General features: G+C 71.6%; 18 protein-coding genes. 10 read left to right on the top strand and 8 right to left on the bottom strand.

Going from position 1 to position 23,825, the window contains the following annotated elements; genetic code table 11:
- Nucleotides 1-16 precede the first annotated feature (16 nt).
- Together ADK57_RS00180 and ADK57_RS00175 are read right to left on the bottom strand one after the other, a co-directional pair.
- Nucleotides 17-1,714, bottom strand: coding sequence for a carboxylesterase/lipase family protein (locus tag ADK57_RS00180; protein ID WP_234389884.1), 1,698 nt, complete (start codon nt 1,712-1,714; stop codon nt 17-19).
- Between the two features lie 182 nt (nt 1,715-1,896).
- On the bottom strand, nt 1,897-2,976 hold the full coding sequence (locus tag ADK57_RS00175; RefSeq protein WP_053747212.1) for a heme/hemin ABC transporter substrate-binding protein: 1,080 nt from the start codon (nt 2,974-2,976) through the stop codon (nt 1,897-1,899).
- Between the two features lie 89 nt (nt 2,977-3,065).
- Between ADK57_RS00175 and ADK57_RS00170 the strand changes: the two genes are divergently transcribed.
- The 4 genes from ADK57_RS00170 (at nt 3,066) to ADK57_RS00155 (ending at nt 8,308) form a co-directional block, all read left to right on the top strand.
- Nucleotides 3,066-3,842, top strand: coding sequence for a hypothetical protein (locus ADK57_RS00170; RefSeq protein ID WP_053747211.1), 777 nt, complete (start codon nt 3,066-3,068; stop codon nt 3,840-3,842).
- A 63-nt stretch (nt 3,843-3,905) separates the two neighbouring features.
- Entirely contained in the window at nt 3,906-4,880 is a 975-nt protein-coding gene (locus ADK57_RS00165) for an HtaA domain-containing protein (protein WP_053747210.1), read from the top strand.
- 199 nt (nt 4,881-5,079) lie between these two features.
- Complete coding sequence (locus tag ADK57_RS00160) at nt 5,080-5,607, top strand: hypothetical protein (RefSeq protein WP_053747433.1); 528 nt, start codon at nt 5,080-5,082, stop codon at nt 5,605-5,607.
- Between the two features lie 88 nt (nt 5,608-5,695).
- Nucleotides 5,696-8,308, top strand: coding sequence for an immunoglobulin domain-containing protein (locus tag ADK57_RS00155; protein WP_053747209.1), 2,613 nt, complete (start codon nt 5,696-5,698; stop codon nt 8,306-8,308).
- 60 nt (nt 8,309-8,368) lie between these two features.
- Here the strand turns inward: ADK57_RS00155 and ADK57_RS00150 are convergent, their stop codons facing one another.
- From ADK57_RS00150 to ADK57_RS00130, 5 genes are all read right to left on the bottom strand, one after another.
- Entirely contained in the window at nt 8,369-9,313 is a 945-nt protein-coding gene (locus ADK57_RS00150; RefSeq protein WP_053747208.1) for an SMP-30/gluconolactonase/LRE family protein, read from the bottom strand.
- Between the two features lie 134 nt (nt 9,314-9,447).
- Entirely contained in the window at nt 9,448-10,173 is a 726-nt protein-coding gene (locus tag ADK57_RS00145) for a class I SAM-dependent methyltransferase (protein WP_053747207.1), read from the bottom strand.
- 154 nt (nt 10,174-10,327) lie between these two features.
- The gene (locus ADK57_RS00140; protein WP_053747206.1) at nt 10,328-12,787 is read right to left on the bottom strand and encodes a SpoIIE family protein phosphatase; all 2,460 of its coding nucleotides are present in this window, start codon (nt 12,785-12,787) and stop codon (nt 10,328-10,330) included.
- Nucleotides 12,788-12,972: 185 nt separating this feature from the next.
- Complete coding sequence (locus tag ADK57_RS00135) at nt 12,973-15,402, bottom strand: MFS transporter (RefSeq protein WP_053747205.1); 2,430 nt, start codon at nt 15,400-15,402, stop codon at nt 12,973-12,975.
- Nucleotides 15,403-15,554: 152 nt separating this feature from the next.
- Nucleotides 15,555-15,998 (bottom strand): SRPBCC family protein, encoded by a 444-nt coding sequence (locus ADK57_RS00130; protein ID WP_053747204.1) that lies wholly within the window; start codon nt 15,996-15,998, stop codon nt 15,555-15,557.
- 135 nt (nt 15,999-16,133) lie between these two features.
- Here ADK57_RS00130 and ADK57_RS00125 point away from each other — a divergent pair, with 135 nt between their 5' ends.
- The 4 genes from ADK57_RS00125 to ADK57_RS00110 all read left to right on the top strand — a co-directional run bounded on the left by ADK57_RS00125 (nt 16,134) and on the right by ADK57_RS00110 (nt 19,878).
- A complete protein-coding gene (locus tag ADK57_RS00125; RefSeq protein ID WP_053747203.1) occupies nt 16,134-17,171 on the top strand; it encodes an Rv2578c family radical SAM protein in 1,038 nt (345 codons plus the stop codon).
- A gap of 135 nt (nt 17,172-17,306) precedes the next feature.
- Entirely contained in the window at nt 17,307-18,884 is a 1,578-nt protein-coding gene (locus tag ADK57_RS00120; RefSeq protein ID WP_053747202.1) for an alpha/beta hydrolase, read from the top strand.
- A 71-nt stretch (nt 18,885-18,955) separates the two neighbouring features.
- Nucleotides 18,956-19,354, top strand: coding sequence for a RidA family protein (locus tag ADK57_RS00115; RefSeq protein WP_053747201.1), 399 nt, complete (start codon nt 18,956-18,958; stop codon nt 19,352-19,354).
- Between the two features lie 53 nt (nt 19,355-19,407).
- A complete protein-coding gene (locus tag ADK57_RS00110) occupies nt 19,408-19,878 on the top strand; it encodes a GNAT family N-acetyltransferase (protein WP_234389891.1) in 471 nt (156 codons plus the stop codon).
- Nucleotides 19,879-19,882: 4 nt separating this feature from the next.
- On the opposite strand, the gene ADK57_RS00105 is transcribed toward ADK57_RS00110, so the two are convergent.
- Nucleotides 19,883-20,467 carry an adenylosuccinate lyase gene (locus ADK57_RS00105; protein WP_053747200.1) on the bottom strand — a complete coding sequence of 195 codons (585 nt, stop codon included), beginning with the start codon at nt 20,465-20,467 and terminating at the stop codon, nt 19,883-19,885.
- A 391-nt stretch (nt 20,468-20,858) separates the two neighbouring features.
- Between ADK57_RS00105 and ADK57_RS00100 the strand changes: the two genes are divergently transcribed.
- Both ADK57_RS00100 and ADK57_RS00095 read left to right on the top strand, forming a co-directional pair.
- Nucleotides 20,859-22,664, top strand: coding sequence for a 3-hydroxyacyl-CoA dehydrogenase family protein (locus ADK57_RS00100; protein ID WP_053747199.1), 1,806 nt, complete (start codon nt 20,859-20,861; stop codon nt 22,662-22,664).
- A 175-nt stretch (nt 22,665-22,839) separates the two neighbouring features.
- Nucleotides 22,840-23,649, top strand: coding sequence for a TetR family transcriptional regulator (locus tag ADK57_RS00095; protein ID WP_053747432.1), 810 nt, complete (start codon nt 22,840-22,842; stop codon nt 23,647-23,649).
- The last annotated feature ends 176 nt before the right edge of the window (nt 23,650-23,825 follow it).

The following is a 23,825-nucleotide window of genomic DNA, read 5'->3' as shown; positions in this document are numbered from 1 at the left end:
CCCCTCCGGACGGGGATCAGTACGCCGTCGTCCGGGACTCCAGGTAGTCCTTCAGGAAGGCGTACTTGGCGTCGCTGTCCGCCGCCGTGAGGGGCGCGAAGCGGTCGCCGAGCTCCATCGACAGCGGCTTCGCCGTGCGCAGGGCCGGCCAGACGGGGAGGGCACGGCCGTTGGGGTTGCCGGTCGCGACGAAGTTCGCCACGTACGAGGACGTGGTGTCGGCGATCGCGTGGTCCTCGTCGGTCCAGGGCCGGTCGGTGCCGTACAGGTTGCCGAAGAGGTAGTACTTCTCGGCCCCGTGGTAGGCACCGGCACCGGTCGCGGGCTCGATCGGGTTGGTGGGGTCCCCACCGGGAGGAGCGTGCGTCCACCAGTAGTTGTAGACGGGGCTGCGATTGCCGGCGGTGTTCCTGAACTGCGTGCCCCACAGGAAGGTGGAGACGCGTTCCTCGTCGCGCGCGTAGTTGTTGTACTGCTCGGCCGCCTCGCCGTCGGTGGCCGCGGGATAGAGGGCGAGGAACTCGTCCGCCTTGTCACCGAACTCCGAGGCCGCGTAGGCCCGGTAGTCCGCCACCGTCATCCGCAGGGTCGGCGAGGCCCCGTTCTCGTCCTTGTTGTTGCCGGTGAGAACCGGCACGTCGGCCTCCGTACGGGAGACCATCGCGTCCGTGTACGTCGTCGGCAGGACGTATCCGTCCAGGACGTTGCCGAAGTCGGTGCCGGTGGCGGGGGCGTCGGGCGCGTACACCTTGGACACGATCTCGTCCGCGGTCAGCGCGCGCAGGCCGGCCAGGGAGGAGGCGCCCAGGTAGTCGGCGAACGCGGTGCCGTTGGCCTCGGCGGCGGCCAACGGGTCGTAGCCGCCCGCCACATGGCCGAGGGCGGGGTCCTTGGTGTACTGCACGCCGGCCGCGAGCAGTGCCCGGTGGTACAGGCCCCGGGCGAGCCGGGAGATCATCAGGATGTTGACGAACGACGAGCCGTGCGACCAGCCGCCGATGGTGACCCGGTCCGGGTCGCCGCCGAACGCGGCGATGTTGCGCCGGATCCAGTGCAGCGCCGCCACGGTGTCCAGCACACCCCAGTTGCCTGAGCCGCCGTGTCCGGACTCCGCGCTCAACTCGGGGTGGGCGAGGTTGCCGAACGCGCCGACGCGGTGGTTGTAGGTGACGACGACCGCGCCCTTGGCGGCGAGGTTCGCGCCGTCGTAGACCGGCTGCGAGGCCCACATGGCGGAGTTGCGGCCGCCGTAGATCCAGAGGAAGACGGGACGGCGTTCCTGCGAACCGGCTGCCCCCGTCCAGATGTTGAGGTTCAGGCAGTCCTCGCTCAGCGGCGGCACCTTGTCGGCGTCGATGCCGGTGACGGGCTGGGGACAGGCGGCGCCCCAGGTGTCCGCCTTGCGGACGCCCGTCCAGGACGGGGGCGGCTGCGGCGCACGCCAGCGGTTCTCCCCGGCGGTCGAGGCGGCGTAGGGGATGCCCTTGTAGACGGTCACGCCGTCCAGGGCCGCGGGGACACCGGTCACCAGGCCGGACCGGGTGCGTACCGGCACCCCGGTGGCTCTCGCCGGCACGGCTGCCGCCGCCCGGCCGGTCTCCACCGCGCCGAGCAGTGCCGCGCCGGCCGTGACACCGGCGGTGCGGCCGAGGAAGTCCCGGCGGCCGAGTCCCGGGGCGGCCGGATGTGGGGGGTGGACGTCTCGCAAGCTCACAACTGGGTCTCCCGATCGGAGAGTTGGGCCGGACTGCGGGCGCACACGACGCCGTGCCCGACCCTCCTGCGGATGGGTCGCCTCATGCTGTGCCCGTGCCTGCGGGGCAACAATGGGCCCGGCTGCGACTCACAGCTTCCCCCGGTGAAACATTGCTTGCGCGTTCGTACGCCTCGGCTGCGTCACTTCCCGTGGATCCGGTCCACGAGGATGTCGATCACCAGCGGCGTCCGTGGCCCGAAGCTCAGCAGGACCCCGTCCTCCAGGGTGACGATCCGCCGGTCCGCGCCGGCCGGTGTCTCGCGGATGCCCGGGATGTCGACCAGGCCGTCGACGCCCCCGACCGACTCGAGCCCCTTGTCCATCATCAGGATCACATCGGGCTGGGCGGAGACCAGGGCCTCGCTGGTGAGGGGCGTGAACGGCTTGTCCAGGCCCGCCTGGACGCCCGCGTCCACGGCGCCGGCCGCCTCGATCAGCGAGTCCGCGCCGGACCCCTTGCCACCCATGAGGTAGACGGCCGCGCTGCCGCGCATGTACAGGAAGGCAACCTCGGGCCGGCTGCCCTCGGGCACGGCCACCTTCGCCGCCGCGAGGTCCTTGTCGATGCGGGCGTTGAGGGCCGTGCCCGCGGCCGGCACACCGAGGGCCTCGGCGACCCGGGTGGTGCGGGTGGAGACGTCGGCCAGTTCGGTGGCCGGGTCGAGGACGACGACGGGGACCCCGGCGTCGCGGATCTGGTCGATGGCCTCCTGCGGCCCGGTGTCGGTGTCGGCGAGCACCACCGTGGGCCTCAGGGACAGCACGCTCTCCGCGCTCACGTCGTGCGCCTTGGTGACCTGCGGAAGCTTCTTCGCCTCCGCGAAGGTGGCGGTGATGTCACGGCCGACGACCCGGTCGCCGAGCCCCAGCGTGAACACGATCTCGGCCACACCGCCGTTGAGCGGCAGGATGCGCGAGGCGTCCTTCACGGTCACCCTGCGCCCGTCGGAGGAGTCGACGGTCACCGGCAACTCCGGGGCGGGCGCCTTGCCTTCGAGGGGCACGAGAGTGTTCTTCGCGAGCTGCTTCCCGGCCGCCGCGGCACGCTCGCTCGCGGACGCCGGGGACGCGTCCGCCCCCGATTCCGCCCCCGATGAGGCCGTGCCGGATGTACCGGACGCACCGCCGCCGCAGGCGGCCGTCAGCAGCGCGAGAGCCAGGACGACGGGGGCGAAGGCCCGTCGCCGCAGGGGTTGTGGGGATCTACCGGACATACGCATCGCTCGGCCTTTCGAGTCTCCTGGGTCCCATGCAGTTGATCGACAGCTTAGGTTAGGCTTACCTTAATAACTCTTGCTGGGGGTGGCACGTGAATGGGTCAAGTGGCCTGCACAGCAGGCGAGTTGCGGGAGCAGCCGCACTCACGGCGATCGCTCTGACGCTTCCGACGGGTTCGCCCGCGTGGGCCGCGGGCACGTCGGCGACGGGACCCGAGGGACAGAAACTCACCGTCTCCAAGGCCTCCGGGCTCGACCCGGCGGGCGAGACGGTGACGGTCTCCGGCACCGGCTACAACACCGAGAAGGGCGTCTACGTCGCCTTCTGCGTGGACAACGGCGCGGGCAGGACGCCCACGCCGTGCGTCGGCGGCGTCGACATGTCCGGCGAGTCGGGGGCGTCCGCATGGATCTCCTCCAACCCGCCGTCGTACGGCGAGGGTCTGGCCGAGCCGTACGGAGGCAGCGGACACAAGGGCACGTTCAGCGTGCAGCTCAAGGTGCGCGCGAAGGACGCGAACACCGACTGCACCGCATCCGGCGTGACCTGCGCGGTGATCACCCGCAACGACCACACGCGCGGCGGCGACCAGACCCAGACGGCCCGCATCCCGGTGACGTTCACCGGCGGCGGCGGGAGCGCGTCGAGCGACGACGACGCCTCGGCGACGCCCAGCGTCACGGCCGGCGCGAGCACGACCGGCGGCGACACCGGCAGCGCGACGTCGAGCGGGCCGCTCGCCACTACCGGCTCCGCCGCCCTGACGGTCGGACTCACGGCGGCCGGGCTGGTCGCGGCCGGCACCGGCACCCGGTTCTGGGCGCGCCGTCGCCGCACCGGGCGGGCGGGCGGCGCGGGCACCGGCTGACGGCGGGCACCGAGACGCCCGCCGACGGCGACTCAACCCCATATCCCAGAGGGAGAATTGAAGATGGTGAAGAGACCCGGCGCCGCCACTCTGGCGGGCGGCGCCCTGCTCGCGCTGCTGTGCCCGGGCCTGGCGGCCGCCCAGGACGGTCAGGCGTTCCCCCGGGAGGTGTCCGGCGGCTTCGCGAGCTGGGCCACGGCCGACGCGGAACTCGCCGACCGGGGCGTGTCGTTCGACGTCGTCGAACCCGCCGTACGGGGGTCCGCGGAGCGCGCGTGGTTCCCGGCCACCGGCGGGGGCGCCAACCCCGAGACCGGGGACGCGGCGGTCGAGTTGGCGGGTACGGCCCGACTCGCGCGGCCGACCGAGGCGGCGCAGCCCCTCGCACTCGGCGGACTGCGACTGGAGCTGGAGGGCGCCGCGGGCACTCTGTACGCGCGTACGGCCGTCGAGGGCGGCGCCGCCCGTGAACTGGCCCTGGCCGACATGGCGGTGGGCGATGCCGCTCCTGCCGTACGCACCGGCGGGGTGACATGGACCGGGTTGCGGGCCTCCCTCACCGAGGAGGGCGCGCGCCTGCTGTCCGAGTGGAGCGGGCAGCGGTTCGCGGCGGGGGACGGCCTCGGCCTCCTCGACGTGACCGTGGGAACCGGGGCCGGCGAGGTCCCCGAGGTGCCGGCCCAGCCGGACGGGACACCCCAACCCCAACCCCAGCCCCAACCCCGGCCGTCCGTGAGCGCCACCGCGCCGGAGAAACAACGGCAGCAGGGCGAGCCCTCGGCGGCACCGACCCACGCCGGCGTGACCGCGGGAGGCGAACAGGAAGTGACCGGCGCGGGCTTCGAGCCCGGCGAGGTGGTGCTCGTCGCGATCGACGAGGACACCCGCTACCAGGCGGTCGCCGACGAGGAGGGCCGCATCTCCCAGGCCTTCCCGGTGTACGCGACGGCCACCGAGGGCGCGCACGCCGTCGAGCTCTACAGCGTCTCCGGGGAGCGCAGGGCTGTCGCACGGTTCGAGGTCCTGGCTTCGGACTGATCCGGCGTGTCGGCAGGAGTGAATCCGTATCGAGGAGCGGGCCGCACGGTCCGTTCCTCGGCGTGCCCAATTCCCCTGATACAGGCGGAAGTTGAGAACTCTTTGCCATCTGTTGACAAGCCTCGGAAAGTCGTATTTAGGTTTGCCTTACCTAACCCCCATGGGGTTCTGACGCACCGAGAAAGGTGAAGTGCTCACCATGAGAGCCGTTCCTTCCGCCCGTACCGCCCTCGCCGTCGCCGCCTCCGCCGCCCTCACCCTGGGCCTGGCGACCTCCGCCTCCGCGGCCACCTCGACGCGCACGATCGTCGACGGAAGCACCACCTACAGCCTGTCGGTGACCGCCCCGGACACGGCCGCCTCCACGGGCCAGGTCATCACGGTCACCGGCTCCGGCTTCAACACCGGCCAGGGCATCTACGTCGGCCTGTGCGCGGTCGACGGCGCGCAGGGCGCGAACAAGCCCACCCCGTGTCTGGGCGGCCAGGACGAGGACGGCTCGATCGGTGCCTCGCACTGGGTGAACAACACCTTCGGCGGCCTGTTCGCCAACAGCTCCAAGTTCGGCTCCGGCGGCACCTTCAGCGTGCAGATCTACGTGAAGGCCACGCTCGACAACGGCCAGGTCTGCGGCGACGACGTCACCTGCGCCGTCGTCACGCGTGCCGACCACTTCGACACCGACGACCGCAAGTACGACGTCCACGTCCCGATCAGCTTCCAGTAGGCGCCCGTCGGACCGGGCCCCTCGCACGCGGGGCCCGGCTCTCGCGCGACCGGAGTGCCGGGCGCACCCGACAAGTGAGGAACCCTTCATGACAGACGACACGACGGCCCGGAGCAGGCCGGTCCGGGCGGCGCTCCCCCGGTTCCGGCGCCCGGCGGCGCTCCTCGGCGCCGCCGCCCTGGTGACGGCCGCGGCGACGGCCGTCACCGTCGGCTCTGCCGCGCAGGCCGCCGACACCCCGAAGACGGCGCTCGGCAAGGACGGCCAGAAGCTCACGGTGTCCGCCTCGGCCGACCTGAACCCGGCAGGCGAGACCCTCCGTGTCACCGGCGAGGGCTACGACGACACCAAGGGCGTCTACGTCGCCGTCTGCAAGGACAACGGCGACAACCGCATCCCCAGCCCCTGCCTCGGCGGCGCCGACCAGGAGGGCGACAGCGGCGCCTCGAAATGGATCATCCCCGTGGGCGCCCCGGACGAAGGCGCCGGCACGGTCGCCATCCCGTGGGGCGAGGGCGGCACCTTCGACGTCCGGCTGGAGGTCAAGGCCGAGGACGGCGGCCTCGACTGCCTCCAGGTCGCCTGCTCGGTCATCACCCGCGTCGACCACAACGGCACCGGCGACCGCTCCCAGGACGTCCGCATCCCCCTCACCTTCCAGGGCCAGGACCCCGGTGACGGCGACGGGGACGGAGTGGACGTACCGGCGGGCACGGTCAGCTATGTGAAGTCGGCCGAGTTCACCACCGCGGGCCGCCCCCTGGACCTCCTGCTGCACCCCGACTCCGGGAAACTGTACGTCGGTTCGGACAACATCGTCGACACCGCGGACGTGGCCGAGCAGGGCCTGTACGTCCTCGACCCGAGGGACGGCAAGGTCCTCAGCCACATCGCCCAGGCCCCCGGCTCCACCGGCGCCCCGGCCGCCCGGGTGGTCCGCCGGATCGCCGCGCCCCTCACCGGCGACGGGGTCGTGTTCCACTACCCGCTGCGCGGCGTGGGCACCGCCAAGGACGGCGACACGACCGCGAAGGGCGTCTGGCTCGCGGGTACCGAGATCACCGGGATCGGTGCGGGCACCGACGCCTCCGCCGTCCTGGTGGCCCAGGGCCCCGTCCTCTCCGAGATCGAGACGGCCACCGGCGCCGTCAGGCGCACCCTGACCCTCGACGGCGCCTCCCTGCTCGGAGTCGACACCGCCCACGGCGCCGCCTGGTCCGCCGGGGGCACGGGAGGACAGCTGCGCCGCGTCGACACCGGCTCCTTCACGGTCACGGCCACGGCCGAACTCCCGGCCGCGTCCGTGTTCTTCGTCGAGCCGGACCCGTCGACGGGCAACGTCTGGGTCGGCAGCGGGGACGACGTACTCGTCTTCGGCAAGGACGCCAAGCTGCTGACCACCCTGAAGGGCAACGGCAACGACAGGCCCACGGCGGCCGGCTTCGACAAGACCACCGGCGAGGCCTTCGTGCTCCGCGAGGACTACGGCAACGCCGACAACGGCGCGGACAACGTCGGCTCCCTGCAGGTCTTCGACAGCTCCGGCTTCGAGCAGGCGGCCGAGCCGGTAGCGCTGCCGGGCAGCCGCGCCGGCGCCTACGCGGGCGTCGCCGTCGCCCCGGACGCCGCCTCCGTCTACCTCACCAACCAGCAGGAGAGCGAGGTGGTCAAGCTCGACCGCCGCGTCTCCCCCGAGGTCACCCAGTCCCCCACCGGCCAGTCCGTCGCCCCGGGGGACGAGGTGACGTTCGTCGCCGCCGCCGAGGGCACCCCGGAGCCGACCGTGCGCTGGCAGGTCAGCCCCGACGGCGGCCAGACCTGGGCCGCGGTCGAGGGCGCCACGAAGAACGCGTACTCCTTCACCGCGAAAACGGCGCAGGACGGTTACCGGTACCGCGCCGAGTTCACCAACTCCGCTGGCACGACCCGCACTTCGCCCCTCACGCTCACGGTCACCGAGGCCGGCGGCGGCAACACCGGTGGCGGCGAGGACGGCGGTGAGGACACCGCGCCGTCCGGCACCAGGACGGTCACCGGCCCGGCGGGCCAGCAGCTCACCGTCACCCCGGTCAACAACCTCGCCACCGAGAACCAGACCCTGAAGATCACCGGCTCCGGCTACGACGAGGAGAAGGGCATCTACGTCGCCCTGTGCGTCGACAACGGCGAGGGCGAACTGCCCACGCCGTGCATCGGCGGCGTCGACATGTCCGGCGCGTCCCACTCCTCGGCGTGGATCTCCACCAACCCGCCGGACTACGGTGAGGAGTTGGCGATCCCCTACGGCGAGGGCGGCTCCTTCGAAGTCGAGCTGAGCGTGGACGCCAAGGACGAGTTCACCGACTGCTTCAAGGTCACCTGCGTGCTCGCCACCCGCGCCGACCACACCCTCTCCGGCGACCGTTCCCAGGACGTGAAGGTGCCGGTCGCCTTCGTCGGCCAGGACCCGGTGGCCACCGGCCCGGGCACCGGTGACACGGGCGGCACGGGCGGCTCCTCGGGCACGACGGGCGGCGGCACCGGCACCACCGGCGGCGGCACCTCCGGCTCCACGACCGGCGGCACCGGCACGGCGGGCGCCTCGACCACGGGCGGCAGCCTCGCCTCCACCGGCGTCACCGTGCTCTGGGTCGCCGCGCTCGCGGCCACGCTGCTCGCCGCGGGCCGGGTGGCGTACCGCCGGGGTCGCGCACTCGGCTGACAGGGATGATTCGCCCTCCGGTGCCGGAGCGCCGGAGGGTGAATCGCCGGCCGCGCAGGCTCAGATGGAGACCGCGACGGCGTTGTACGTCGTCTCGGGCGTAGGCGTCGTCGTGAAGCGCGCGTTGACCAGGTAGAGGCGGTCGCCGAAGCGGGCGGCCGTGGTGGGCACGTCGAAGCGCGGGTCGGTGATCGTCTTCCGCAGGGTGGCGGTGGTGGCCTCGGCGTCGAGGTCCCAGACGCTGATCAGGTTCAGGCGGTTCTGTACGACGTACAGCGTGCGGCCTGTGCGCCACAGGCCGTCGCCGTTGACGACGTCGGCCTGGCCGACCAGCGTGATCTTCGTGGCGGCCCCGGTCTTGACGTTCACGTTGTACAGCTCGCCCGGCGAGCTCTTGACCACGATCAGACCGCGGCCGTCGGGTGTGCCGACAATGCCGTTGGCGTTGTTGACGCCCGGCAATTGCGTCCAGTCCCCGGTGAGCGGCAGGGCGCGGATGTCGCCGTCCCTGCCGCCGCGCGGGACGCCGTAGAGGACCGCGTCGCGCGAGTCGGTGAACCAGGCGCGGTCGCCGAGCAGGGTGACGTCGTTGATGAAGTGCCCGGTGGCCTCGGTGAGTTGGTGGGTGGCGAGGAGCTCGCCGGTGCGGGAGTCGTGGACCCGGGCGACGCCCGTGTTCCCGGCCACGTACAGCAGGCCGTCGCGGTCGGCCTTCAGGCCGACGGAGATCAGACCGGTGCCGCCCGCGAAGAGGACCTTGCCCTCTCCGGTGCGCAGGTCGGTGCGGTAGATCGCGCCGTTGGCACGGGAGCCCATGTAGGCGTACGGCTTGGCACCGATGGCGATGCCCTCGGGGAGCCAGCCGTTCGGAAGGGGGAACTCCGTCGGCCAGGTGGCGCGCGGGGTCGCGCTCGCGGTGCCGGCGCCGGCCGTCACGGCGAGGGCGGCGAGGGCGGCGCCGCCGAGCACGGCTCTCCGGGTCGGGTGGGGGTGGGGCGGGGTCATGGCGGGGCCTCCATGGCGTGGGTTTCGTTGACAACTACGGCAACAACTGCGGCGACAACTACGTTGACAATGCCGCGACTTGACAACGATTTTGCGTTTGCCGGAGTTCCCCGTGACCCCACCCGCCACCGGCGTCACGCCACGCGCCCCGCCACCAGCCACTTCGACGGAAGTTCGATCCGGGTGCCGTCGGGCCGGTACTCCGTGGTGATGAGCGGCAGTTCACCGCTCGCCAGAACGGTCAGTCCGGCCACGTTCAGATAGACGGGGATCGCGTCGTCGGCGACCTCGCCGGGCGCGAGGCCGTGCCGGAAGACGGGCGCCAGCTTGGGCGGCGGCCCGTCGGGGCTCTGTGCCATGCCTATGAGGACGGGTTTGGCCGCCTCGGAGAGCTCGACGAGGAAGGCCCGGCCGCGTTCCCCGAGGAGCGCGGCGAGCCCGTCCACGAGCGGCTGACGGTCGTCGGGGTCGGCCTGGTGGAGGACGCCCCGCATATAGACGTTGGCGTCGCCGAGTTCCGCGTGCAGTGTCTCCGCCTCGCCCTTCCCGGCGGCGTCCAGCAGCCGGTACGTCGCCTGTCCCGGCCGGTCGGCGTGCCGGGCGTGGTCGAGGGCGGCGGCGGACAGGTCGGCGCCCAGGACGTGCGGGAAGCGGTCGGCGAGGAACCGGGTCTGGGTGCCGTTGCCGCAGCCGAGGTCCACCAACGGCAGTCCGTGGTCGACCATGTGGGGCTCGAAGAGGGCGAGGTGGGCGCCGGCCGTCAGGATCGGCTCCGCATCCCAGAACACGGCCCCCTGTTCGCCGGGAGCCTCACGCCAGAAGCCCTCCCATGCCTCCCGGTACCGACTCGTCACGCTCATGACCAACTCCCCAGGGTGCGACGCAGCCCGCCCCGAGCGACGGGCCAGTACGGTGTATCGCGCCCGGGTCACGCCCACAAGCGCGTGGCGCATTCCTTCACGGGCCGTTCGAGATGAACGCGCCGTCGTGCGCCCCCTGGGTCCCAGGGGTGGGTCAGCGCCGCGGCAGCGTCAGCTCGAACCACACGGTCTTGCCGGCCTTCGTCCGGCTGGTCCCCCACTCACGCGCGAGGGTGCTCACCACACGCAGGCCGCGCCCGAACTCGTCGCCCGGGCCCGCGCTCAGCAGGGTCGGCAGCTCGTGGTCGTCGTCGTCCACTTCGCACAGCAGGGTGTCGCCGCGCACCAGGCGCAGGTCGACGGGACGGCTGTGGGAGTGCCGTACGGCGTTGGTGACGAGTTCGCCGACCATGAGCTCGGCGGGCCCGACAAGCCCCGCGAGCCCCCACTCATGGAGCTGTTCGCGGACCACCGCGCGGGCCCGGCCCACCTCGATCGGGTCGAGGGGGAGCCGCCATTCGGCGACGTCGTCGGGCTCGATGCCGTTCAGGCGGGCCATCAGCAGGGCCACGTCGTCCTTGCGGCCGCCGCGGGTGTTGAGGGCGCGGATGATGGTGTCGCAGGCGTCGTCCATGGAGGCGGCCGGATGCGCGGCGGACTCGCACAGGGTGGCGAGGCCTACGCCGATGTCCTCGCCGCGCACCTCCACCAGGCCGTCGGTGCACATCACGAGTCGGTCCCCGGGCTCCACGCGCACGCGTACCGCCTCGAACGGCACCCCTCCGACGCCGATCGGCGCACCCGTCGGGAGGTCGAGCAGTTCGCTGCCGCCGTCCCGGGCGCGGACCACGACGGGCGGGATGTGACCGGCGTTGGCGATGTGCAGTTCGCTCGCGATCGGGTCGTAGACGGCGTACAGACAGGTCGCGAGGTATGTGTCGCCGAGGCGCTGGGCGAGGTCGTCGAGGTTGCGCAGCAGTTGGGCGGGCGGGAGGTCGAGGGCGGCCATGGTCTGTACGGCCGTACGCAACTGGCCCATCATCGCGGCCGAGTTGAGGCCGTGGCCCATGACGTCGCCGACGACCAGGGCGGTGCGGGCGCCGGGCAGTTTCACGGAGTCGAACCAGTCGCCGCCGACGCGGCCGAGGAGGGTGCCGGGCAGATAGCGGGTGGCGATGTCGCAGCCCGCCATGCGCGGCGGGATGTGCGGCAGCATGCTGTCCTGGAGGGTCTCGGCGACGCTCTCCTGGTAGGTGTACATGCGCGCGTTGTCGAGCACGAGGCCCGCGCGGGCGGCGAGTTCGGCGCCGGTGACGCGGTCCATGTCGTTGAACTCGACGCGCTCGGGGTGCCGCAGCAGGATCATGAAACCGAGGACCACATTGCGTGCCTTGAGGGGCACGATCAACATGGAGCGGCCCGTGATGAGGGGCCGGATGTCACGCTTCTCGAACTGCGAGGCGATGGCGTGGCCCATCGGTTCGCTGATGCGCGGCACGAGGACGGGTTCGCCGCTGGTCATGCACTGGAAGAACGGCGTGTGCGCCGGGAACGGCATGGCCTCGCCGACCGGCACGACGTCGTCCCAGCGGCCGGGTTCGTCGGTGTGTTCCAGGGCGACCCGGTGCCACATGGTCGTCGTGTCCGGCACGCCCTCGGAGAACTCCTCGCCGGCGACGACCTGTTCGCGCAGATAGGTGCCGGCGACGTCGGTGAAGCGGGGCACCACGGCCTTGCTGACCTCGACGATGGTCCTGGCCAGGTCGAGGGAGGTGCCGATACGGCCGCTGACCTCGTTCAGGAACTCCAGACGCTCGCGTACGGCGGCGTACTCGAGGTCCTCGCTCTCGTCGGCGGCGTCCTGCGGGACCGGCCGCCCCTCGGCCAGGGCCCGGGCCGCACGCTCACGGCGGGCCCTGCGCTCGGCGCGCCGGGGCACTCCCCAGTCGGGGGTGACGGGCACCCGGTCGTTCTGGCTGAACTCCAGGACCGGATAGCCCAGTTCGAGGATCTGCGCGACGATGCGGGCGCCCTCGTCGACGCTCATGCTGGGCAGGATCTCGGGGAGCCGCCGGGCCAGTTCGTCGGCGCCGGGGAAGTCGGTGTGCAGGGCGAAGCCGGGGGCGATCCGCTCGAACGCCACGTCCTCGTCCGGGTCGTCCTGCCGCAGTCCGCCCGCGTCGGCGGCGAGGACCAACAGGCGCTCTGGCCCGGGGCCGATCAGCGGGTAGGCCCACCACAGGACGTCGGCCCGGTCGTGTTCCGCCACGGTGAGGCGGGCACGGCCCGCGGCCGGGTAGGACAGCCTGCCGTCGAGGGACGTCTCGAGGTCGGGTCCGAGACCGTCGTAGGCCGCGTACGCCCCGTAGGGCGCGACCTCGTCCTCCTCGGGCAACGCTCCGGAGACGGGGAGAAGGTCGACCGCCAAGCGGCCGATCGCGTCTTCCTTGGCGGCGCCGAACAGGCGGCGCGCACCCGTGCTCCAGTGGGAGACGAAGCCGTCGCGGTCCACCACGACCACGGCCAGCGGGATGCGGCCGGCCACGGCGTGCTCCGCCGTGCCGTTCCCAGCTCCGGGGCTGGGAGGTGTGTCCCTCTCGGTGCCACGGTCCATGGCCCAGGCCCTCTCTCCCCACGGCTCCGCGAGATCTGTGCCGCCTTCACCACCGTACGGCGCCGATCGGTCACGATGTGCGGCAATTGGCGAATTGGTGTCGCGGGATCACACCGGCGCACGCCCCCGCGCCCCCACGCTGAGCAGGGCGAACGCCCCAAGGACGGCAGGTTACTGACAGGTTTTCAGTCCTCGTGGCCCAGCTGGAGATCCCGTTCCGTGCGTCCCCCGCCGGCCACTTGGAGCACCGTGGCGACCGGGGGGTATCCCGCGGCGATGACGGTGTACTCGCCGGAGGGCAGGTCGACGAACCTGAACGTTCCGTCCGGACCGGTGGTGAGGGTGTCCACGACGTTGCCGGCCACGTCCAGCAGCGTCACGCGCGCGTCCTCGACGGGCCGTCCGCCGCCGGCCCGCACGGTGCCGCGCAGCACTGCTCCACCGGCGAGTTCGACGTCCTGGCGGGTCTCCCGGGAGGCCTGGACGGTGACGGGGAGCGCGGCGGGGCGGAAGGCGGGCGCGCCGGCGGCGAGGGTGTACTCGCCGGCCACCAGCTCGGTGATGACGTAGCCGCCCTCGCGTCCGCTGCGAGTGGTGGCGACGACCTCGCCGTGCACGTTGGTGAGCGTGACGATGGCGTCCCGGACGGGGCTGCCGTCCGCGGTGACCACGCTCCCGGCGAGGCGTCCGGCGCCGCCGAGGACGACGTCCAGCTCGACGGGCCGCTCCCCGACGGTCACGGAGACCGCCTGCGGCTGGTGGCCGCCCGCCGCGGCGATCAGGACGTACGCCCCCGAGCCCGGCGTCGACAGCGCGTACCGCCCGTCCTCGCCGCTCGCGCCCCGCCCGATCTGCCGTCCGGTGACGTCGATCAGGGTGAGGGCCGCGCGGGGCACGACCGTCCCGTCGGAGTGCTGCACCGTGCCGCACACGGGGATTCCGGCCGCGTACGGCGAACGGGCCTGCGGGACCTGGGCGTTCACGGGCGCGGTCTGCGGCTCCGCGGCGGGGGCGTTGTGGGACGCTGTGCTGGTCAACAGGGGTTTCTCCTTGAGGAAAAAGGCGATGAGCAGGCCGAGGACGAGCACCGGCACCAGGTAGAGGAAGATCCGCGGCATGGCGTCGGCGTACGCCCGGATGTAGCCGTCGCGCAGCGCCGGGGGCAGCGCGTGGACGAGCTGCGGCGTGATGGCCTCGGGGTCGGGAAGTGACATCAGCCGTTGCCGCGGCGGGCCGGCACCCGCGCGCGCGGGGAGGCGTTCCTGCAGCGCGTCGGCGAGCCGGTCGGCGAAGAGGGTGCCGAAGATCGCGGCGCCGACGCTGCCGCCGATCTGCCGGAAGTAGTTGTTGGCACTGGTGGCGGCGCCGAGGTCGGCGGGGCGTACGGAGTTCTGCACGGCGAGGATCAGCACCGGCATCACCATGCCGATCCCGGCGCCGAGGACGGCCATCCAGATGCTGTAGTGCAGCCGGGGCGTGTCGACTTCGAGGCGGGAAAGAAGCCACATGCCGATGACGGACAGCAGCCCGCCGATGATCGGGTGGATCTTGTAGTGCCCGGTGTGGCTGATGAGCTGCCCGGAGATGATCGAGGCGCCGACGATGCCGCCCATCATCGGCAGCATCAGGAGGCCCGACTCGGTGGCGGAGGCCCCGTCGACCATCTGCAGGAACGTCGGCAGATAGCTGGCGGCGCCGAAGAGGGCGACGCCGATCACGAGGCCGACCAGGCCGGTGACGTTGAAGACGGAGTCCCTGAACAGCCGGAGCGGGATGAGGGGTGCGGCCGCGAAGTGCTCGGCGACGAGGAAGAGGACGGATGCGGCCACCGCGCCGGCGCCGAGCCCGATGACGACCCGCGAGTCCCACGCGTACTCGGTGCCGCCCCAGCTGGTCAGCAGCACCAGACAGGTGGAGGCGGTGGCGAGCAGCAGTGCGCCGAGGATGTCGAGCCGGGGCCGGGCGGTCGGCTTCGGCAGCTTCGGCACGACGGCGACGACGGCGAGGGTGACCAGGCCGAAGGGGACGTTGATGTAGAAGCACCAGCGCCAGGAGAGGTGGTCCGTGAAGTAGCCGCCCAGCAGGGGCCCGGCGACGGAGGCGAGGCCGAAGGCGGCGCCGATGAGGCCCATGAAGCGGCCGCGCTCCCGGGCCGGCACGATGTCCGCGATGATCGCCTGTACGCCGATCATGAGGCCGCCCGCGCCGACGCCCTGGACCGCGCGGAAGGCGATCAGCTGGTCCATGGTCCCGGCCCGGCCGGCGAGTGCGGATCCGACGACGAAGACGACGATCGCGAACTGGAAGACGCCCTTGCGGCCGAAGAGGTCGCCGAGCTTGCCGTAGATCGGCAGGCCGATGGTGGAGGTGAGGAGGTAGGCGGTGATCGCCCAGGACATCCTGTCCAGGCCGTGCAGTTCGCCGACGATCTTCGGCAGCGCGGTGGCGACGATCATCTGCTCCAGCGCCGCCAGCAGCAGCGCGAGCATCAGCCCGACGAAGACCAACCGCACCTGGCGTGGGCTCAGTCCGGTCTCGGCGGCCGGCCCCTCGGACGGGCCCTGCGAGTGAGGTGCCGCGGCCGGTTCGCCCTTCACCAGAGTGGTCCCGCCCACGTCCCGCTCCCCTCGTCGCGCTGCCGCACAATTCCCGCGTAAAGCGACAACTGTGAGCAAGCGCGACGAGTTACGGCGTATCGCCGGGGAGCAGGGAGATCCACTCGAACCGGTGAGGGGGCCAACGACCCGTCACCGGTGGTCCGTTGGTTCTACTTCTCGACCTCGGCGGCGAGCTTGTCGAGCATCGCGTCGTAGATCCGGCCGAGCCCCTTGGGCGCGAAGGTCTTCTCGAAGAAGCCGCCGATGCCGCCGGCGCCCTGCCAGGTGGTGGTCACGACGACCCGGGACTTGCCCTCGCCGGCCGGGGTGACCCGCCAGGTGGTGACCATCGAGGAGTTGCGGTCCTTCTCGACGAGTTCACCGTCGGTGGGCTCGGTGACCTCCAGGAGGCAGTCACGGACGCGCTTGCTGGTGGCCTGGAGCTTCCAGTGGACGAGGGTGCCCTCACCGTCGCCGCCCTCACGCACCTCGTACTCGCTGAAGTGCTCGGGCAGCACCTTCGCACGCGTGCCCGTGTAGTCGGCGAGGGCGTCGAACACCTTCTCCGCGTCCGCCGCGACGATCCGCTCCGTAGTGGCCTCGACCTGCGCCATTGACTTCCTCCAGCACCTGAGTTCTCGGGGTTGGGGCAAGCCAACCACCCCGGGTCCCGGGCGCCCAAATCGGGGGTCGCACGATCAAGGGAACATATGTTCTATTCTTGGGGTCAGTGCTACCGAGGAGGCCTCATGCGCTGGGAGAACCTCACAGAGTCCGGCGATCACAGCCGGGCGGATGCCGCGCTGTTCGGCGCGGACGCGGTGATCACCCGTACCTTCGACACCCCCGAGTTCCGCGGGATCACCTTCCACGAGGTCCGGGCCCGCTCGATCGTCAACCGGGTGCCGGGCGCCTCCCGCATGCCGTTCGAATGGACGGTCAACCCCTATCGGGGCTGCGCGCACGCATGCGTGTACTGCTTCGCCCGCAAGACGCACAGCTATCTGGATCTCGACACGGGCCTCGACTTCGACTCGCAGATCGTGGTCAAGGTGAACGCGCCGGAGCTGTTGCGCCGCCAGCTGGGCTCGCGCCGCTGGCAGGGCGAGCACATCGCGATGGGCACCAACGTCGACTGCTATCAGCGCGCCGAGGGCCGCTACCGCCTGATGCCGGGCATCATCGAGGCCCTGCGCGACCACGCCAACCCCTTCTCGATCCTGACGAAGGGCACGCTGATCCTGCGCGACCTCGACCTGCTGACGCAGGCGGCCGAGGTGACGGACGTCGGCATCTCGGTCTCGGTCGGCTTCACCGACGCCGAGCTGTGGCGCACCGTCGAACCGGGCACACCGGCGCCCGAGCGGCGCCTGGAGGTCGTGCGGACCCTGGGCGAGCGCGGCATCGGGTGCGGTGTCCTGATGGCGCCGGTCATCCCGTTCCTGAGCGACCACCCGGCCCAACTGCGGGAGACCGTACGGGCGATCGCGACGTCCGGCGCCACGTCGGTCACGCCGCTGGTGCTGCACCTGCGCCCCGGCGCCCGGGAGTGGTTCATGGCCTGGCTGAGCCGCCACCACCCGCATCTGGTCGGCCGTTACGAGCGGCTGTACGCGGACGGTGCCTACGCCCCGAAGTGGTACCAGCGCCGGATCACCCGTCAGGTCCACGACCTGGCCCGGGAGTACGGCATCGGACCCACGCGCGCGGGGATGCCGAGGCGGATACCCGAGCCGGAGCCCGATCGGACCGATCTGGCCGAACCGACCCAACTCACGCTGATCTGAAGGCATCAGAGCGCATCCCGCGACCCAATTGGGTCAAGTATTGCCAGAACCCGTTCTTCCGGGAGTGCTTTCCGGGACGATGCGGCGGGGACCGTGACCTTCGCGGTCCGAAACCCTCCGTCCTGGGAGGACTCCATGAGAAAACGCGCCGCCGCGCTGTGCGGTGCCGCCGTCGTCGTGGCCGGGACCTTCACGGCCGTCCCCGCCGGCGCAAGCACTCCACAGACCGCGCAAACCGTTCGAGCCGCGAAACCCACCTGGAAGGAGTGCGGCACCACCGACTATCCGACGCTCCAGTGCGCGTCCCTCAAGGTGCCGCTCGACCACGCGAACCCACAAGGCAAACAGATCACGCTCGCGCTGTCCCGCGTCCCGCACACCGCGAAGAAGTACCAGGGCCCGCTGCTGGTCAACCCCGGCGGCCCCGGCGGCAGCGGTCTGACGCTCGCCGGATTCGTCGCCTCCTCCCTGCCCAAGGCGGTCGCGGCCCAGTACGACGTCATCGGCTTCGACCCGCGCGGGGTGGGCGCCAGCAAGCCGGCCCTCGACTGCAAGCCGGGCTACTTCAACCCGGTGCGGCCGGACTCCGTGCCGAGCACACCCGCGATCGAGAAGGCCAACCTCTCCCGCGCCAAGTCCTTCGCCGCCGCCTGCGGCAAGAAGTACGCGAGCCTGCTGCCGTACATCGACACCATCAGCGCCGTGCGGGACATGGACTCGATCCGCAGGGCCCTGGGCGCCAAGAAGATCAACTACTTCGGTTACTCGTACGGCACCTACCTCGGCGCGGTCTACGGCAAGCTCTACCCGGACCGTGTGCGGCGCCTGGTCCTGGACTCGATCGTCGACCCCACCGGCGTGTGGTACGACGACAACCTCGCCCAGGACTACGCCTTCAACGACCGCCACCGCGCCTTCATGGCCTGGGTCGCCAAGTACGACGCCACGTACAAGCTCGGCACCGATCCGGAGAAGATCGAGGCCAAGTGGTATGCGATGCGGGCGGCGCTCGCCAAGAAGCCGGCCGACGGGAAGGTGGGCGCCTCCGAACTGGAGGACACCTTCATCCCGGGCGGCTACTACAACGGCTACTGGCCCTACCTGGCCGAGGCGTTCGCGGCCTACGTGAACGACAAGAACGCCGACCCACTGGTCGAGGCGTACGACAACTTCGCCGCCGTCGACGCCTCGGGCGACAACGGCTACAGCATCTACACCTCGGTGCAGTGCCGTGACGCGTCCTGGCCGCGCGACTGGAACCAGTGGCGCAAGGACAACTGGGCGGTGTACGAGCAGGCGCCGTTCATGGCCTGGAACAACGCCTGGTACAACGCGCCGTGCGCGTTCTGGCCGACGCACTCCAAGAAGCCGGTGAACGTCGCCAACGGCAAGCTGCCGCCGGTGCTGCTCTTCCAGGCGACGGACGACGCGGCCACCCCGTACCAGGGCGGCGCGACGGTCCATCGGCTGCTCGCCCGCTCCAGTCTGGTGGTCGAGCAGGGCGGCGGGAACCACGGCATCACGCTGAGCGGGAACGCCTGCCTGGACAAGTACCTGGCCGCGTACCTGACCGACGGCACGGTGCCGCGCGGTGGCGGCGAGGCCGACGCGGTGTGCCAGGCACTGCCCGATCCCGAACCGCTGGCCTCGAAGGCGGCGTCGACGTCGTCGCGCGGCTCCGCACTGCACGGCATGCTCGGCTTCCGCGGCTGAGCACGGCCTGACGGCCCGTCGGGGGCGACTTCGTCGGAGGTGTTGTCAGACCCATGGTCCACCATGGACGCATGAGTGAGCTGACGAGGATTCCCGCCCCCGACGGAGTCGCCCCCTCCGCCCAGTACAGCCATGTCGTCCTGGGCACCGGCCGTTTCGTGGCCGTCTCCGGCCAGCTCGCCCTGGACGAGGACGGCAAGCTCGTCGGCGAGGGCGATCCCGCGGCCCAGGCCCGACAGGTCTTCGAGAATCTGCGCCGCTGTCTGGCGGCCGCGGGCGCGACCTTCGACGACGTCGTCAAGCTCACCTTCTTCGTCACGGACGTGGCCCACATGCCCGCGATCCGAGCGGCCCGCGTGGCCCACATACCCGACGACCGTCTGCCCGCCTCCTCGGCGGTGCAGGTCGCCTCGCTGGTGCGGCCCGAGTTCCTGATGGAGGTCGAGGCGTTCGCGGTGGTCGGCGAGTGACGGACGTACGCGTGCGGGACATGAGGCTCGCCGACTGCGCCCGCGTCTGAGAGATCCGCGTGCGCGGCTGGCAGAGCGCCTACCAGGGACTCATGCCGCAGTCGTTCCTCGACGCCCTCAGCGTGACGAAGGACGCCGAGCGGCGGCGCTCCCTCTTCTCCGCGCGCGCGAGGGACGATGTGGTGAACCTGGTCGCCGAGCAGGACGGCGAGATCGTCGGCTGGGCGGCGTACGGCCCGTACCGTGACGGCGAAGTGCGCACCGCGGACGCCGAGTTGTACGCGATCTACGTGGCTCCGGGCAGGTACGGCGGCGGCATCGGACAGGCCCTGCTCCAGGAGTCGCTGGGGCGGTGCGAGGCCGCCGGACGCGGCAGCATCCTTCTCCGGGTCCTCAAGGGCAACGCCCGCGCACGGAGGTTCTACGAGCGGGCGGGTTTCCTCGCCGACGGCACCGAGGAGCCCTTCGAGGTGGACGGCGTCGCCGTGCCCGAGGTGCGGTACGCGAAGAAGCTGCCCCACTGACACCTCACCCGCCTCCGCGCTGCCTCGGGATCCGCGCCAGCGCCTGCACCGCCGCCTCCGCGAGCACCGGGTGCGCGAGGGCCTCGTTCAGCACGGGCCTGGCCCGGGTGTCGCCGAGCGTGCCGAGCCCTTCCACACAGGCGAGGGCCACGCGCCGGTACGGGTCGTGCGGGCGCAGCCGCCGTCCCAGCGTGGTGATCAGTGCCGGTACGGCCTCGGGGGCGCGCAGCCGCACCAGGAGCCGCACGGGGTGCAGGGCGTAGGCGACACGGAGTTCGTTGGTGGCGAGGGCGGCGGCCGCGCGGGCGGTGCGCGGGTCGTCGAGGCGGGCCAGGGCGTGGGCGGCGGAGGCGCAGCGCTGCGGGTCGCGGTGGTTGAGCAGGAGGACGAGGGCTTCGAAGGCACGCCGGTCGCCCGCGAGTCCGAGGCGGAACGCGGCCAGTTCCCTGGCCCACAGCGGTTGTCCGGGCTCGGTGAGCACGGCCGCCAGTTCGTCGACGTCCTCGGTCGTCACGAGGCGGTCGTACACGGGTGACTCCCCCGACTCCTGCCGTAAGCGTTCCGTGAGCGATCGCAACTCTTCGTCCATGAACCCGAGATTAGGCGGACGACGCACGGGCCGGGACCTACATCACAAACTCGGGGACTGGCGCGCTCGTTACTCACGGGTTAAGCTCAGACGAGCGAGTTACCCACTCGTGGATCTGTTCGTGGTGGCCTGGTGACGCAGCCGCCGCGAGAGCAGTCGGTTCGGTACCTCGTGTACCTGAGTTCGACCCGGCCTCGGGACAGGGCCGGTCGGTTTCCGCCGTCTCCGGGCGTGTGCACGCCCGGGATGACGGCTCCGGGCGTGTGCGCTTGCAGCCCGGCAACACCCGCACTCCTTCTCGCACCCGGTGCGCCCGTGGTCGGCCCGGTCGGGCCTCCCTCGGCGCACCCGGGCGCGCTTCCAGTCGTCACCCTCATTCCTGGAGTCCGCGATGGCCGCTGACCTGTCCGACACCCCTCTGTCCCCGTTCAAGACCATTGCCGTCGTCGGCCTCGGCACGATGGGCACCGGCATCGCCGAGGTGCTCGCCAAGGCCGGCCGCGAGGTCGTCGGCATCGACATCAGCGAGGCCGCCGCCGCCCGGTCGGTCGCCTCCCTGGAGGCCGCGACCGCCCGCGCCGTGGAGCGCGGCCGGCTGACCGACCAGGAGCGCGCCGACCTGCTCGCCCGGGTCCGCACGTCCACCGATCTGCGGACCGCGGCCGACGCCGACCTGGTCATCGAGGTGGCTCCGGAGTCGTACGAGATCAAGCAGCAGATCTTCCGTGAACTCGACGGGATCGTGCGGCCGGAGACGATCCTGGCGACCGGCACCAACGCCCTCTCCGTCACCCGGCTCGCCGCCGACTCGGCCCGCCCGGAGCGGGTGCTGGGTCTGCACTTCTTCAACCCGGCGCCGGCCATGCGGCTGGTCGAGGTCGTCTCCTCGGTGCTGACCGCGCCCCAGGCCGTCGCCGCCGTCACCGACCTCGCCATCGAGCTGGGCAAGGAGCCCGTCGCGGTCGGCGACCGGCCCGGGTTCGTCGCCGACGGGCTGCTGTTCGGCTACCTCAACCAGGCGGCCGCGATGTACGAGGCGAAGTACGCCTCCCGCGAGGACATCGACGCGGCGATGCGGCTCGGCTGCGGGCTGCCCATGGGGCCCCTCGCCCTGCTCGACCTGATCGGCGTCGACACCGCGCGTACGGTCCTGGAGGCCATGTACGCCGAGTCCCGCGACCGGCTGCACGCCCCCGCACCGATCCTCAAGCAGCTCAGCGAGGCGGGCCTGACCGGCCGCAAGTCGGGCCGCGGCTTCTACACGTACGAGGCGCCGGGCAGCGCGACGGTCGCGCCGGACGCCCTGACGCCCCTCTCCGGCGGCCTCGAAGTCCCCGGCCGTCCGGTCCGCTCCGTCGGCGTCGCGGGCTCGGGCACCATGGCGTCCGGCATCGCCGAGGTCTTCGCCAAGGCGGGGTACGAGGTCGTGCTCGCCGCCCGCAGCGAGGAGAAGGCGCAGACCGCCAAGGCCCGTATCGGCAAGTCGCTTTCCCGCTCCGTCGACAAGGGGCGGATGACCGCCGAGGCCGCGGCGCAGACCCTGGAGCGGATCACTCCGGCGGGTTCGTACGACGCCTTCGCCGACGTCGACCTGGCGGTGGAGGCCGTCGCCGAGGACCTGGAGATCAAGCAGCAGCTGTTCGCGACGCTGGACAAGGTCTGCAAGCCGGGCGCGGTCCTGGCCACCACGACCTCGTCGCTGCCCGTCGTCGCCTGTGCCCGCGCCACCTCGCGCCCGCAGGACGTGATCGGCATGCACTTCTTCAACCCGGCACCGGCGATGAAGCTGGTCGAGGTCGTCCGTACGGTGCTGACGTCCGAGGACGTCCACTCCACGGTTCGCGAGGTCTGCGTCAAGATCAAGAAGCACGCGGTCGACTGTGGAGACCGTGCGGGCTTCATCGTGAACGCGCTGCTTTTCCCGTACCTCAACAACGCGATCAAGATGGTGCAGGAACACTATGCGTCTCTTGACGACATCGACGCGGCGATGAAGCTGGGCGGCGGTTACCCGATGGGCCCGTTCGAGCTGCTGGACGTCGTCGGACTCGATGTCTCGCTGGCCATCGAGAAGGTCCTGCACCGCGAGTTCCGCGACCCGGGCCTGGCCCCGGCCCCGCTCCTGGAGCACCTGGTGGCCGCGGGCTGCCTCGGCCGCAAGACGGGCCGCGGCTTCCGCGAATATGCCCGCCGCTGAGCGTCCCGGCGACTGGTTCACCGAGGACGCGGACTGGGGCGGGCTGCTCGAGCCGGGCGGGTTCGCGCCGCCCGCCTCGCACGGCTCGCCCCCGCCCGGTGCTCCCCCGCCCGCACCGGTCGGGGGAAACCGGGGACATGCGCACCGAGCTGCGCACATGCAGTACGTTCGGGGCATGTCCCAGCCCGCCAAGTCCTCACGTACACCAGCTACGCCCGACGCACCGGAAAGTGCCGCGGGCAGTCGCGCCGCCGCGCAGCGTCTCAAGATGCGCCGGGAACTGGCGGCAGCAGCGATGGAGCTGTTCGCGACCAAGGGGTACGAGGCGACCACCGTCGACGAGATCGCGGCCGCGGCCGGGGTCGCGCGCCGCACCTTCTTCCGTCACTTCCGTTCCAAGGAAGAGGCGATCTTCCCCGACCACGACGACACGTTGATCCGGGCGGAGGCGGTCCTCAACGCCGCCCCCGCGCACGAGCACCCGCTCGACACGGTGTGCCGCGGCATCAAGGAAGTCATGCGGATGTACGCGGCCCGGCCGGAGATCTCGGTCGCCCGCTACACGCTCACGCGCGAGGTGCCCACCCTGCGCGAGGCGGAGATCGCCTCCGTGGCCCGCTACGAGCGGCTCTTCACCCGCTACCTGCTCGGCCACTTCGACGAGCACGCACACGACGACGACGCCAACGACGACCCGCTGCTGGCCGAGGTCGCCGCGTCCGCCGTGGTCACCGCCCACAACCACGTCCTGCGGCGCTGGCTGCGGGCCGGCGGGCAGGGGGACGTCGAGGCGCAGCTGGACCACGCCTTCGGGATCGTACGGAAGACGTTCGGGTCGGGCATCGGGGCCGGGCGCACGACGACCCCGAAGCCGGCCGCCGCGACGGTCTCCACGCACGGCGAGGTACTGGTGACGGTCGCCCGCACGGACGCCCCGCTCGACCAGGTCATGCGGACCATCGAAGAGGCGCTCAGGGACCGCTGAGCCCTTCCCACCGCTGTGACGACGGCCACCCCTCGGGGTGGCCGTTTTGGCATGTCAGGGGTGCTTTTCAGGCGGCTTTCCGACCCCATTCGATCGATCATCGCTCATTTGTTACGTAAAGATTTCACCTGAGGGCAATCTCTGGCACTCAGTGCCTTGCGAGGTGGCACACGGTG

It is taken from the genome of Streptomyces sp. MMG1533 (assembly GCF_001279775.1).
GTDB lineage: Bacteria > Actinomycetota > Actinomycetes > Streptomycetales > Streptomycetaceae > Streptomyces.
The sequence above is the reverse complement of the archived record's forward strand: the minus strand, read 5'-3'. Positions and strand labels throughout refer to the sequence as shown.

Bases quoted from the DNA above. Each gene is read 5' to 3' on its own strand.
- ADK57_RS00175 (WP_053747212.1), bottom strand. From the start codon at position 2,976: ATGCGTATGTCCGGTAGATCCCCACAACCCCTGCGGCGACGGGCCTTC.
- ADK57_RS00165 (WP_053747210.1), top strand. From the start codon at position 3,906: ATGGTGAAGAGACCCGGCGCCGCCACTCTGGCGGGCGGCGCCCTGCTC.
- ADK57_RS00160 (WP_053747433.1), top strand. From the start codon at position 5,080: ATGAGAGCCGTTCCTTCCGCCCGTACCGCCCTCGCCGTCGCCGCCTCC.
- ADK57_RS00155 (WP_053747209.1), top strand. From the start codon at position 5,696: ATGACAGACGACACGACGGCCCGGAGCAGGCCGGTCCGGGCGGCGCTC.
- ADK57_RS00150 (WP_053747208.1), bottom strand. From the start codon at position 9,313: ATGACCCCGCCCCACCCCCACCCGACCCGGAGAGCCGTGCTCGGCGGC.
- ADK57_RS00145 (WP_053747207.1), bottom strand. From the start codon at position 10,173: ATGAGCGTGACGAGTCGGTACCGGGAGGCATGGGAGGGCTTCTGGCGT.
- ADK57_RS00140 (WP_053747206.1), bottom strand. From the start codon at position 12,787: ATGGACCGTGGCACCGAGAGGGACACACCTCCCAGCCCCGGAGCTGGG.
- ADK57_RS00130 (WP_053747204.1), bottom strand. From the start codon at position 15,998: ATGGCGCAGGTCGAGGCCACTACGGAGCGGATCGTCGCGGCGGACGCG.
- ADK57_RS00125 (WP_053747203.1), top strand. From the start codon at position 16,134: ATGCGCTGGGAGAACCTCACAGAGTCCGGCGATCACAGCCGGGCGGAT.
- ADK57_RS00120 (WP_053747202.1), top strand. From the start codon at position 17,307: ATGAGAAAACGCGCCGCCGCGCTGTGCGGTGCCGCCGTCGTCGTGGCC.
- ADK57_RS00115 (WP_053747201.1), top strand. From the start codon at position 18,956: ATGAGTGAGCTGACGAGGATTCCCGCCCCCGACGGAGTCGCCCCCTCC.
- ADK57_RS00105 (WP_053747200.1), bottom strand. From the start codon at position 20,467: ATGGACGAAGAGTTGCGATCGCTCACGGAACGCTTACGGCAGGAGTCG.
- ADK57_RS00100 (WP_053747199.1), top strand. From the start codon at position 20,859: ATGGCCGCTGACCTGTCCGACACCCCTCTGTCCCCGTTCAAGACCATT.
- ADK57_RS00095 (WP_053747432.1), top strand. From the start codon at position 22,840: ATGTCCCAGCCCGCCAAGTCCTCACGTACACCAGCTACGCCCGACGCA.